This is a genomic window from Mesorhizobium sp. Cs1299R1N1 (assembly GCF_037179655.1).
Lineage (GTDB): Bacteria > Pseudomonadota > Alphaproteobacteria > Rhizobiales > Rhizobiaceae > Mesorhizobium > Mesorhizobium salmacidum.
This window is the reverse complement of record NZ_JAPYKR010000006.1, coordinates 89,008-101,275: the sequence shown is the minus strand read 5'-3', so window position 1 is coordinate 101,275 and position 12,268 is coordinate 89,008. Positions and strand designations below refer to the sequence as shown.

The window sequence follows — 12,268 nt, the reverse complement described above, 5'->3', positions numbered from 1 at the left end:
AACCATCATTGTCATCAAGAAGGCGAGTCGGCGAAGCTGCCAATCTCCCCACTTGAGGGCCTGTTGCGCAATATTGCGGGAGGCGTGTTGTGAGGATTGAGGGCGGCCATTTTCGTTGCTTTGGAGGCTTTTCGGGGTTTGGGAGCCGCGCCTTTGCGGCGTTTGGCGGATTTCGGGCGCAGCTATGGCGTGATCGCCGCCCATCGTCTCATGTTGAAGGCGATGGTGGCGAGCATGATCTGGGCCGTTGCCTTGACGAGGCCGACATAGCGGATGCGGGTGAGACGCATGCGGTTCTTGAGCGTGGCGAATGTGGTTTCCACCGCCGCCCTGCGCCGCGCGATCAAGCGGTTGTAGAGCTTGAGGCGGGGCGGCAGTTCGGGATGGTGTTTGTTGGGCCGGCGGGCGAGCCGCGCGCCTTGAGCCGCGCCTGGCGGGCGTGGGTGTGGTAGGCTGCATCCGCCCATACCACCTTCTCGTCGCCGACGATCAGGCCGTCGGCTGGCTCGGTGTCGTTGACGTTGGCCGGCGTCGTGATCACAGTCCTGATCAGGCCGGAACCCTCGTCCACGCCGACATGGGCCTTGTAGCCGAAGGTGAAGCCGCCCTTCTTCCTGGCCCCGCCAAAAGCAGCGTCCGGATCGAGCGAGGCCCGCTTGCCGGAGCTCGGCGCCGAGGCCGCCTCGATCAGGGTCGCGTCCAGCATCGCGCCGCGCTTCAGCATCACGCCGGCTTTCTCCAACTGCCGGTCGAGTTCGCCAAACAGCCTGTCCAGAAGTCCCTTCTCGATCAAAAGATTGCGGAAGCGGTTGAGCACCGTGTGGTCGGGCACCGTCTCGTCGAGGGCCAGCCCCACGAAGCGGCGGAACGACAGCCGGTCGGCGAGCGCTTCCTCCAACTCGCGGTCCGACAGCCCGTAAAGCGACTGCAAGAGCAGGGCCTTGAAGAGAACCAGCGCTGGCCAGCCGGGATGGCCCGGACCACCATGATTGAGCCCGCCAAGCAGCTTCTCGAAACGGTACCACTTCACCAGCGACTCGATCCGATCCAGGATTCCCGACGAGCCAACCGCCTTGTTCCCAAGGAACGCCTCGACAAAGCTCATCTGTCCCGTCCGCTTCACCGCCATCGCAAATCCCTCCGAGCAATAGTCGAAGTGAATCACAATGCCAGGATTGCGCAACAGGCCCCTTGAGGGGGAGATGTCCGGCAGGACAGAGGGGGGCGTGCCGCACCAAACCTCTCGGAACCCTGCGCCTGCAATGACCTCGACCACCAATCCCATCCTCACCATAACCAACCTCTCCGTCTCCGTGCGCGGCGAGGAGGGCTCCCGCGAGGTCGTCTCCAACCTCTCCCTGACGCTCTCCCGCGGCGAGACGCTGTGCATCGCCGGCGAGTCCGGCTCCGGCAAATCCATGACCGCGCTGGCCATCATGCAGCTTCTGCCGCAGCCCGCCGCGCGCATCTCCGCCGGCACGGTCCATTTGGGCGAGACCGAGCTGACCGCCCTCGACGAACGCCGGATGCGGCGCATTCGCGGCGACCGCATCGCCATGATCTTCCAGGAACCGATGACCTCGCTCAACCCGGTGCTGTCGATCGGCCGCCAGCTCACCGAATCCATCGAGGCGCATACCAGCCTGTCGCCCAGCCAGGCCCGCCAGCGCGCCGTCGAGGCGCTGAAGGCGGTGCGCATTTCGGAAGCCGAAAGCCGGCTAAGGCAATTTCCGCATGAACTGTCGGGCGGCATGCGCCAGCGCGTGATGATCGCCATGGCGCTGGCGCTGGAACCGGACGTGCTGATCGCCGACGAGCCGACCACGGCGCTCGACGTTACCGTACAGGGCGAGGTGCTGGAACTGCTGCGCGACCTGCAGCAAAAGCATGGCACCAGCGTTATCCTGATCACCCACGACATGGGCGTGGTCGCCGAAATGGCCGACCGCGTCATCATCATGCGGCATGGGCGCATGGTCGAGGAAGGCAAGACGTCGGACATTTTCGCCCGCCCGCAAGCCGACTACACACGCGAGCTGCTGGCCGCCGTGCCGCGCATCGGCAAGCGACGGGGTCCTGACTCGGCGCTGGCCCCCTCACCCAGCCTCCGCTCCGCTCGGCTGACCTCTCCCCCAGGGGAGAGGAGTTCTTCGACGTTCGCGCCAGTCTCTTCTGCCCAACGGAAAGATGAGGAACCGGCCGTGACGTCAACTTTCTCTTCTCCCCCACGGGGAGAAGGTGGCCCGCAGGGCCGGATGAGGGGGTTTTCCGCCGAGCACTCGAGCTCCGTTGCCACGGTCAACGACCTCCACGTCCGCTTCGACCTGCGCGGCGGCATTCTCGGCCGGGTCACCCGCCGCGTGCATGCCGTCGAGGGCGTCAGCTTCTCGATCGCGCCCAACGAGACGCTGGCGCTGGTCGGCGAATCCGGTTGCGGCAAGTCGACCACCGCCAAGGCGCTGGCCGGGCTGGTGCCGTATAGCGGCGACATCGTTGTCGGCGGCCGTAATTTGTCCGGTCTCGGCCGCGACGAGCGCAAGGCGGTGCGTCGCGACGTGCAGATGATCTTCCAGGATCCTTTCGCCTCGCTCGACCCGCGCATGCGCGTCGGCGACCTCGTCGCCGAACCGCTGGTCATCCACGGCATCGCCTCGAAGGAAGAGCGTCGCGAGCGGGTGGCGGCCTTGTTCGACCGCGTCGGCCTGTCATCGGACCAGATGGAGCTCTATCCGCACGAATTCTCCGGCGGCCAGCGCCAGCGCGTCTGCATCGCCCGGGCATTGGCGCTCAGGCCAAAACTGATCATCGCCGATGAAAGCGTCTCGGCCCTCGACGTCTCGGTGCAGGCGCGCGTGCTTGACCTGTTGAAGGAATTGCAGCGCGAGTTCGGCGTCGCCTATCTCTTCATTTCGCACGACATGGCCGTGGTCGAGAACATCTCCGACCGTGTCGCCGTCATGTATCTCGGCCAGATCGTCGAGATGGGCACGCGCGACCAGGTTTTTTCGAACCCGCGCCACCCCTACACGAAGCGCCTGATCGAAGCCGTGCCGGTGCCCGATCCCGCGCAGCGCAGAAGCCGTTTTGCCCGCCTCGATCAGGAGATCCCCAGCGCCACCCGCCGGATCGGCGAGGCACCGCTGAAACTGGCGTTGAGCGATGTCGGCAACGGCCATCTCGTCGCCGCCGAGGGCTGAAGCCGTCCAACTTCAACAAGATTGGTGTGCCGGCCGACTTCACATATTCGTGTCACACGCGATCGGGTCGGCCTTGCCGTCATGAAATCCGCGGCCGCCCCTTGCCCTTCCGCCTGATTTTCCTAATGTTTCATACTGCTTGCGGATGACGATCGTAGGGGGCGGCCGGATTCATCCACACTGGGAGGAAGTAGACTCATGAAGCTATGCTATGTCGTTTCCGCCGCGCTCCTTGCGGCCACCACCGCCTCGGCCGCCGAGATTTCCGATGGCAAGGTCAAGATCGGCATCCTCAACGACCAATCCGGTGTCTACGCCGATTTCGGCGGCAAATGGTCGGTCGAGGCGGCCAAGATGGCGGTCGAGGATTTCGGCGGCAAGGTCCAGGGCGCGCCGGTCGAGATCATCAGCGCCGACCACCAGAACAAGCCCGATATCGCCTCCAACATCGCACGGCAGTGGTACGACACCGAACAGGTCGATGCCATCATGGAGCTGACGACCTCTTCGGTCGCGCTCGCCGTGCAGGGGATTTCCAAGGAAAAGAAGAAGATCGACATCGTCACCGGTGCGGCGACCACCGACCTCACCGGCAAGCAGTGCTCGCCCTACGGCTTCCACTGGGCCTATGACACCCATTCGCAGGCGGTGGGCACCGGCGGCTCACTCGTGCAGCAGGGCGGCGACAGCTGGTTCTTCGTCACCGTCGACTATGCGTTCGGCTATTCGCTGAAGGAGCAGACCGCCAAATTCGTCGAGAGCCATGGCGGCAAGGTGCTGGGCGAGGTGCGTTATCCGCTCGGCGCGACCGACTATTCATCCTTCCTGCTGCAGGCGCAATCGTCGGGCGCCAAGGTCATCGGGCTCGCCAATGCCGGCCTCGACACCTCCAATTCCATCAAGCAGGCGGCCGAATTCGGCATCGTGCAGGGCGGCCAGCGCCTGGCAGCACTCCTGTTCACGCTCGCCGAAGTGCATGGGCTCGGCCTGCAGGCGGCGCAAGGCGTCGTGCTGACCGAGGGCTACTACTGGGATCGCGACGACAAGAGCCGCGAATTCGGGCAGCGCTTCTTCAAGCGCACCAACCGCATGCCGAACATGATCCAGGCCGCGACCTATTCGGCGGTGACGCAGTATTTGAAGGCGATCGACAAGGCCGGCACCGACGAGACCGAAGCGGTCGCCAAGCAGCTCCATTCGCTGCCGGTGGACGACGCCGTCATCACCGGCGGCAAGGTCCAGGCCGACGGCAACATGGTCCACGACATGTATCTCTACCAGGTCAAGGCGCCCAGCGAGAGCACCAAGGATTGGGATTATTACAAATACCTCGCCACCATTCCCGGCAAGGAGGCCTTCCTGAGCGAGAAGGACAGCGGCTGTCCGACGGCCGCCCAGTGACCGGCGCGGCCATGGTGCCGCCCGATCTGAACGCGGAAGAGCCGCGGGTGGTGCTTTCCGCCCGCGGCCTGCGGCGTGACTTCGCCGGCTTCGTCGCCGTCAAGAATGTCGACCTCGATGTCCGCCATGGCAACATCCATGCGCTGATCGGACCCAACGGCGCCGGCAAGACCACCGTCTTCAACCTGCTGACCAAATTCCTGGCGCCGACCAGCGGCAGGATCGAGCTGCTTGGGCACGACATCACCCGCACCTCGCCGGCCAGGGTGGCGCGGATGGGGCTGGTGCGCTCGTTCCAGATATCGGCGATCTTTCCGCACCTCAGCGTGCTCGATAATGTGCGCGTCGCGCTGCAGCGGCCGGCCGGGCTTGGCGTCCAGTTCTGGCGCTCGCCGGCGGCGCTCGACCGGTTGACGCCGCGCGCCATGGAGCTGCTGCGTTCCGTCGGCCTCGACGATGCCGCGAACAGGCTGGCAGGCGATCTTTCCTACGGCAGGAAGCGCGTGCTCGAGATTGCCACCACCTTGGCGCTGGACCCGAAAGTGCTGCTGCTGGACGAGCCGATGGCCGGCATGGGCCATGAGGACGTCGCCACGGTGTCCTCCCTCATCCGGTCGGTGGCGAGCGACCGCGCGGTATTGATGGTCGAGCACAATCTGACCGTGGTGGCCGATCTCTGCGACTGGATAACCGTCATGCAGCGCGGCGAGGTGCTCGCGGCCGGCGATTACGCCACCGTCAGCCGCGACGAACGCGTGAAGGTGGCCTATATGGGCACAGCCGATGACTAGTGCTTCGCCCCTGCTCGCGGTCCGCGGCCTCAACGCCTGGTATGGCGAGGGCCATGCGCTGCACGGCGTCGACCTTGAAGTGTTTGCCGGCGAAACGGTCACCTTGCTCGGCCGCAACGGCGTCGGCAAGACGACGACGCTGCGCGCAATCATGGGCCTGGTCCGCCGGCGAACCGGGAAGGTCGTTTTCGACGGCGCAGACCTGATGCGGCTGCCGCTGCACCGCACCGCGCACCAGGGCATCGGCTTCGTGCCGGAGGAACGCGGCATCTTCTCGACGCTGACCGTCGACGAGAACCTGGTGCTGCCGCCCGTCGTTGCCCCGGGCGGCATGAGCGTCGAGGAAATCTTCGATCTCTTCCCCAATCTGAAGGAGCGGCGCAACAGCCCGGGCACGCGGCTGTCCGGCGGCGAACAGCAGATGCTGGCGATAGCGCGCATGCTGCGGACCGGCGTCAAGATGCTGCTCCTGGACGAACCGACCGAGGGTCTCGCGCCGGTCATCGTCCAGCGCATCGGCGAGCTGCTGGCGACGCTGAAGCAGCGCGGCATGACCATCCTGCTGGTCGAGCAGAATTTCCGCTTCGCCAGCCGTGTCGCCGACCGTTTCTACCTGATGGAGCACGGCAAGGTCGTAGCCGGTTTCCCCACCGGCGAACTGGCGGACCGCATGGCGCTGCTCCACGAAATTCTGGGTGTATGATGACGCCATGACGATGATCTTCGGCATCCCCGTCCAGGCATTGCTTGGCCAGTTGCTGGTCGGCCTGATCAACGGCTCCTTCTACGCCATGCTGAGCCTCGGCCTGGCCGTGATTTTCGGCCTGCTGCGCGTCATCAACTTCGCCCATGGCGCGCAATACATGCTGGGCGCCTTCATCGGCTATCTCCTGTTCACCCATCTCGGCATCGGCTATTGGCCGGCGCTGATCCTGGCGCCGCTGATCGTCGGCCTGTTCGGCGTCGTGGTCGAGCGCCTGGCGCTGTCGCGGCTCTACGACACCGATCCGCTCTACGGCCTGCTCTTCACCTTCGGCCTCGCGCTCGTGCTCGAAGGCATCTTCCGCTACTATTACGGCGTGTCGGGAAACCCCTACGCCGTGCCGCCGCTGCTGGCCGGCGGCACCAATCTCGGATTCATGTTCCTGCCCATTTATCGCGGCTGGGTGGTGGTCGCCTCGCTGGTCGTCTGCTTTGGCACCTGGGCGCTGATCGAGAAGACCAGGCTCGGTTCCTATCTGCGCGCAGCAACCGAGAACCCTCGCCTCGTCCAGGCCTTCGGCGTCAACGTGCCGTTGCTTTTGACCCTCACCTACGGCCTCGGCTCAGCGCTCGCCGGCCTCGCCGGCATCCTGGCAGCACCCATCTATCAGGTCAGCCCGCTGATGGGATCGGATCTCATCATCGTCGTCTTCGCGGTCGTTGTGGTCGGCGGCATGGGATCCATCCTCGGCGCCATCGTCGCCGGCTACATGCTTGGCCTCGCCGAAGGCCTGACCAAGGTCTTCTACCCCGAGGCCTCCAACTTGGTGGTCTTCGTCATCATGGCGATCGTGCTTTTGGTCCGGCCGGCCGGCCTGTTCGGAAGGGACGCCTGACATGGCGGAAGAAACATCCGACATGGCAGAGCTTTCGCTCCGCGAGGCATCGGCCAACCCCTCGGCACGGCTTGAATGGGTGCTGGTCGGGCTCGGCATACTGGCGCTGCTGGCAGCCCCGTTCTTCGTCTATCCGATCTTCCTGATGAAGATGCTGTGTTTTGCGCTGTTTGCCTGCGCCTTCAACCTCCTGCTCGGCTACACCGGCCTCCTGTCCTTCGGCCACGCCACCTTCTTCGGCGGCGCCGCCTACTTCACCGCGCATGCCGTCAAGGTCTGGGGCTGGCCGCCGGAAGCCGGCATCCTGCTCGGCATGGCGGGCGCCGCACTGCTCGGCCTCGTCATGGGCTTCTTCGCCATTCGCCGACAAGGCATCTATTTCGCCATGATCACGCTGGCGCTGTCGCAGATGTTCTTCTTCTTCTGCGTGCAGGCGCCGTTCACGCAAGGCGAGGACGGCATCCAGGGCGTGCCGCGCGGCGTCCTGTTCGGCGTCCTCGACCTCAATGCCCCGATGAACATCTATTATTTCGTGCTTGCCGTGGTCCTGCTCGGCGTCTTCGCCATCTGGCGCATCGTCAATTCGCCCTTCGGCATGATCCTGCGCTCGATCCGCGAAAACGAGAACCGCGCCATTTCGCTCGGCTATTCCGTAGCCAGCTACAAACTCGGCGCCTTCGTCATGTCGGCGGCACTGGCCGGGCTCGCAGGCTCGCTCAAGGCGATCGTCTTCCAGTTCGCCACGCTCACCGACGTCACCTGGCAGATGTCGGGCGAGGTCATCCTGATGACGCTTCTCGGCGGCATCGGCACCATGGTCGGCCCGATCATCGGCGCCAGCCTCGTCGTCGGCCTGGAAAACACCCTCGCCACATCAGGTTTCCCGGTGACCATCGCCACCGGCCTGATCTTCATGGTCTGCGTGCTGGTGTTTCGGCGCGGGATTGTCGGGGAGGTTTACGCGCGGGTGCTCGGGCGGGCGGGGAAGGGGTGATCAGCTCCAGATCGGCGCTCCAAAGCTGATAGGTGCCGAGTCGTCTCGGCGCTCGACGTCCCGGTGCAGGCGCGCCTGCTCGACCTGTTGAAGCAGTTTCAGTTCGAATTCGGCGTTGCCTACCTCTTCATCTCGCATGATACGACGGTGGTCGAGATAATGTCATGCCGGCTGATATGCGGCGGAGACCGAGATTGAATCACTTTCTTGCGGAATTTGATGTTGGGCTGCTGCTGACCTTTGATGCCTTGCTCAAGGACAAGAACGTTACCCATGCCGCGACCCGCCTGAATATCACGCAGTCGGCGCTGTCGGCACGGCTGATGCGGCTGCGGCAGTTGTTGGGCGATCCGCTATTCATTCCCTCGACCTCTGGCAGGGGTATGGTTGCCTCGCCACACGCGCTGGCGCTTCAACCCGAACTGGCGCGGCTGCTTGAACAACTGAACGATTTTATCGGTACCGCCCGGGTGTTCGAGCCAGCGACCAGCAAGCGCGTCTTCCGCATCGCCGCCACGGACAACCCGGTGTCGATCCTGGCGCCAGACCTGATCCCGCTTGTCAAATCCGAAGCGCCCGGTGTCAAAGTGGCCTTCACGATGCCTAACAAGGCGAGGATCGCCGAGGACCTGGAACAAGGGGAGATTGACGTGTTCATCGGCGTTGCCGAGGATGGAGCGCAGGGGTTGATTGCGCTCAAGCTGTTCCAGGAGGATTTCGTCACAGCCCAGCGGCGCGGCCATCCACGGGGCAGTGGACCGCTCACCCTCGATGCGTTTTGCGCGCTCGATCACCTTTTGATTTCAACCAGCGGCGGCCATTTCACTGGCATGATCGACAATGCCCTGGCCGATCTTGGGCGTGCGCGCCACGTCAGCGTCTCCGTCCAAAGCTATGCGCTGGCGCCGCTGATCCTGGGCAGCACAGATCTGATTTGTACCCTGCCGCGTCGGTTCTTGCAGCGGTTCGACAAGGTCCTTGACCTCATCGAAGCCCCGCTTGAGCTGGCACCATTCGAGATGAACCTGTTCTGGCACCCGCGCATGAGCGCTGACGCCGCCCATGCCTGGCTGCGCAAGCAGGTTCTGCGGAGCGCGAGATCCGGCCGCGGCTAGAGCATTTCCAGCAAAATTGCGAAGCGGTTTGCGTTCGCACTTCCGCTGGAAATGCTCAGGAAAGGCTGGGCAACGTGCCCGCCCCTGTTGTCCTAAAACTCCTGCAGCAGATAGTCGCCGACCTTGACCGCCTTGGGATCGAACAATGTGTCGAGCCGGGCGTTGAGAACATAGATGGCGTCGCCCGCTGTCGTGGCCGCGGTCGGCATGGAGAGCGCGCTGTTTTTCTCGCGCAGAATGGTCGCGGACCGCCAGCCATCGGTGGAGGTCAGTTCCACCGTGCGGTCGGCACCGAGGTTTTGTACCACCAGCAGGTGTTCTGCGTCGATCAGGTGGATGCCATCGGCGCCGACGAGCGCTTCGGGCAGCCTGACCGGTTTGATATCGGTCGGATCGGTCGTGCTGATCCGGAACAGTTCGCCGCTATTGTACTTGCCGACCAGCAGGTAGCCGTCCCTGTGCCAGGCAATGCCATTCAGGTTGAAACCCTGCGAGGTCAGGAAAAGCGGGCTCTGGGCGAAGATCGAGGCCTTCCCTTTGGTATCGATCTTGTAGATCAACGGGGCGAAGCTGTCGGTTATGTAAGCATTGCCGTCGGCGTCGAGCGCAATGTCATTGGCAAAGTGGCTGCCTTCACGGAGGCTTCCCAGGTCGTAGTAGGCTTTCGATTTGCCCGTGGTGGCGTCGTAGGTGGCAATGGCCGCCAGCGTGCCTTGGCTGGCGGCGGCGGTGCGGTCGCCGGCGCCGGGATCGGAATTGGTAACCCAAAGCGTGTTTCTGGCGTCGTCCACCAGAAGGCCGACCGTTGAGACCAGGCGGTCGTCGGCGATGAAGGGCGTATAGGCCCCGGCTTTGTCGACTTTGGCGACGAGGCCCCGGGTCACCGAACCAACCAGGAAGACGTCCTGCTTGGCCGAGTAGGTGAAGCTCTCGGGATAGGACTGGTCCGAGCGGAAGGCGATATCCTGTGCGAAGGCGGGGCAGGCGAGCGCGACAATGACGGCAGTCGCCACGCTGGCCAGAAGATTGCGATGGTTCATTTCGAGTTCCTTTCGATCATCAATGGCGGTGATCTAGGGGGTCTCCACGCGCTGCGGAAATTCCGATGCCCGATAGGACCCATCGATCGATTTGATACCTTTCGACCTTGCGCCCGGGGCCTCGCGTGTCCACGGCAACGAGGCACTCATCGCATCGATTGCACCAAGTTTCAGGATCGATTTGTGCTGCCGCCATGGCCCCGGCATGTTCAGCGCAGGCCATGATCGCGAACCAAATCCGGCCACGCGACAGGCAAAACCGAGGACAACTGATGATCGATTTCTATTTTCATGCGACGCCCAATTCGATGAAGGTCGCCGTGCTGCTCCAGGAACTGGAACTCCCCTTCGCCTTGAAGCCCGTGGATATTTTCAAGGGTGAACAGCATATGGCGGCATTCAAGGCCATTAACCCGAATGCCAAGGTTCCGGCCATCGTCGATGACGGCACCGTCGTGTTCGACTCGCACGCAATCCTGCTCTATCTGGCCGGCAAGCACGGCGCTTTCTTGCCGGAAGTTCGCACCGAATACGCCACCATGCTGTCCTGGCTGCAACTGGTGGCGACGGGCCTCTCGCCATTCTCGGGCCAGGCGATTCACTTCATGCACTACGCGCCCGAGACGCTTCCCTATGCGATCAACCGCTATAGGAAGGAAGTCGAACGGCATTATGCTGTGCTCGACGAGCATTTGGGCCGATCCCGGTATCTGGCGGGTGAGGCCTACAGCATTGCCGACATGGCGCTCTGGGGCTGGGCCGCTTCGGCTGGTTTCATCTTCGGCGCCGATGGCTTGGCGGTGTACCCCAATGTCGAGCGCTTCATGTCTCAAATGGCGGCCCGCCCAGCCATTCAACGCGCCCTCGAGATGAAGGCTGCTCTCACTTTCAAGCACGAGCTCGATGCCGAGTCCCGCAAGGCAATGTTTCCGCAGAACGAACAGCAGGCCGCCTGAAGGCCGGCGGCGGCATCGAGGTGCCGCCGCTAGGTTATCCATGGTCTGCAGCAGGGAATGATGCGGTCTGGCGGCCGGAGGTAGTCGTAGCGCGGAATAGGAGCGTTCAGCCGTAGTGCCGGCTTAACCACTCGCTCCGGCCATGCTGGATCACTATCCTCACCCGTAACACCCCCGCTCCACCGCCAACCTCTTCACCAGCGCCAGCACCCCATCGATAGCCGGCGTTGGCTTCCCCGTCAGCCGCCCAAGCTCCTGCACCGCGCCCGCCAGCGCGTCGATTTCCATCGGGCGGCCGCGTTCCAGATCCTGCAGCATCGAGGTCTTGTGTTCGCCGACGTCGCCGGCGCCCTTGATGCGGCGGTCGACGTCGATGGGGAAGCGCACGCCCAGGCTTTCGCCGATTGCCTGCGCTTCCAGCATCATGGTGCGGGCGAGCTGGCGGGTGCCCTCGTCGGCGACGATCGCGGCCAGCGTGCTGCCGGTCAGCGCCGAGATCGGGTTGAAGGAGAGATTGCCCCACAGCTTTATCCAGATCTCGCTGCGGATGTCGTCGCGCACCGGCGCCTGCAGCCCGGCCTTGACCATCTCCCCGGCCAGGAGTGTGGCCCGTTCGCTCTTCTCGCCCGAGGGTTCGCCGAGCGAGAAGCGCTTGCCCTCGACATGGCGGATCAGGCCGGGCGCGTCGACCTCGACTGCGGGGTAGACCACCGAGCCGATGACGCGCTGCGGGCCGAGCCGTTCCCAGATCGAGCCGCCGGGGTCGACCTGATGCAGCCTGGTGCCTTCGAGCGCGCCGCCGGCCTTGTAGAAATACCACCAGGGAACGCCGTTCTGCATGGTGACGACCGATGTGTTCTCCCCAAGCAGCGGTGCGATCTGGTCGAGCGCGGGCGCAACGGAATGCGCCTTCAGCGCCAGCACGACATAATCCTGCGCGCCAAGATCTTCCGCCTTGGCGGCGGCGCGGACCGAGGCGGTCGTCTCCTTGCCGTCCTCGATCAGGCGCAGGCCATCTGCCTTGATTGCTTCGAGATGGGCGCCGCGCGCGACGATCGACAGGTCGGTGCGGCCGGCGATCGCCAGCTTGGCGGCGAGATAGCCGCCGATGGCGCCGGCGCCGAATATGGTAATCTTCATCGTACTGAGCCTTTAATTCTATGCGTGTCGTTATCT

The 12,268-nt window shown here is 64.0% G+C and carries 10 protein-coding genes and 1 pseudogene; 8 read left to right on the top strand and 3 right to left on the bottom strand.

The window, feature by feature from the left end:
* Positions 1–182: 182 nt before the first annotated feature.
* Positions 183–1,129: pseudogene (locus O7A70_RS14700) on the bottom strand (IS5 family transposase).
* 133 nt (positions 1,130–1,262) lie between these two features.
* On the opposite strand from O7A70_RS14700, the gene O7A70_RS14695 reads away from it, so the two are divergent.
* The 7 genes from O7A70_RS14695 (at position 1,263) to O7A70_RS14665 (ending at position 9,096) form a co-directional block, all read left to right on the top strand.
* A complete protein-coding gene (locus O7A70_RS14695) occupies positions 1,263–3,197 on the top strand; it encodes an ABC transporter ATP-binding protein (protein WP_337140993.1) in 1,935 nt (644 codons plus the stop codon).
* 198 nt (positions 3,198–3,395) lie between these two features.
* Positions 3,396–4,598, top strand: a complete 1,203-nt coding sequence (locus tag O7A70_RS14690) for an ABC transporter substrate-binding protein (protein ID WP_027142472.1) — start codon at positions 3,396–3,398, stop codon at positions 4,596–4,598.
* 11 nt (positions 4,599–4,609) lie between these two features.
* The gene (locus O7A70_RS14685) at positions 4,610–5,389 is read left to right on the top strand and encodes an ABC transporter ATP-binding protein (protein WP_337140992.1); all 780 of its coding nucleotides are present in this window, start codon (positions 4,610–4,612) and stop codon (positions 5,387–5,389) included.
* Entirely contained in the window at positions 5,382–6,092 is a 711-nt protein-coding gene (locus O7A70_RS14680) for an ABC transporter ATP-binding protein (RefSeq protein WP_337140991.1), read from the top strand. The genes O7A70_RS14685 and O7A70_RS14680 overlap by 8 nt, the downstream gene beginning before the upstream one ends.
* 7 nt (positions 6,093–6,099) lie before the next feature.
* Positions 6,100–6,987: a branched-chain amino acid ABC transporter permease gene (locus O7A70_RS14675; RefSeq protein WP_337140990.1), complete on the top strand. Its 888-nt coding sequence runs from the start codon at positions 6,100–6,102 to the stop codon at positions 6,985–6,987.
* Between the two features lie 22 nt (positions 6,988–7,009).
* Positions 7,010–7,981 carry a branched-chain amino acid ABC transporter permease gene (locus O7A70_RS14670; RefSeq protein ID WP_337141251.1) on the top strand — a complete coding sequence of 324 codons (972 nt, stop codon included), beginning with the start codon at positions 7,010–7,012 and terminating at the stop codon, positions 7,979–7,981.
* Between the two features lie 194 nt (positions 7,982–8,175).
* Positions 8,176–9,096 (top strand): LysR family transcriptional regulator, encoded by a 921-nt coding sequence (locus O7A70_RS14665; RefSeq protein WP_337140989.1) that lies wholly within the window; start codon positions 8,176–8,178, stop codon positions 9,094–9,096.
* A gap of 92 nt (positions 9,097–9,188) precedes the next feature.
* On the opposite strand, the gene O7A70_RS14660 is transcribed toward O7A70_RS14665, so the two are convergent.
* Positions 9,189–10,136 (bottom strand): hypothetical protein, encoded by a 948-nt coding sequence (locus O7A70_RS14660; protein ID WP_337140988.1) that lies wholly within the window; start codon positions 10,134–10,136, stop codon positions 9,189–9,191.
* Between the two features lie 272 nt (positions 10,137–10,408).
* On the opposite strand from O7A70_RS14660, the gene O7A70_RS14655 reads away from it, so the two are divergent.
* Positions 10,409–11,092, top strand: coding sequence for a glutathione S-transferase family protein (locus tag O7A70_RS14655; RefSeq protein WP_337140987.1), 684 nt, complete (start codon positions 10,409–10,411; stop codon positions 11,090–11,092).
* 159 nt (positions 11,093–11,251) lie between these two features.
* On the opposite strand, the gene O7A70_RS14650 is transcribed toward O7A70_RS14655, so the two are convergent.
* Complete coding sequence (locus tag O7A70_RS14650; RefSeq protein ID WP_337140985.1) at positions 11,252–12,232, bottom strand: 2-dehydropantoate 2-reductase; 981 nt, start codon at positions 12,230–12,232, stop codon at positions 11,252–11,254.
* Positions 12,233–12,268: the final 36 nt, after the last annotated feature.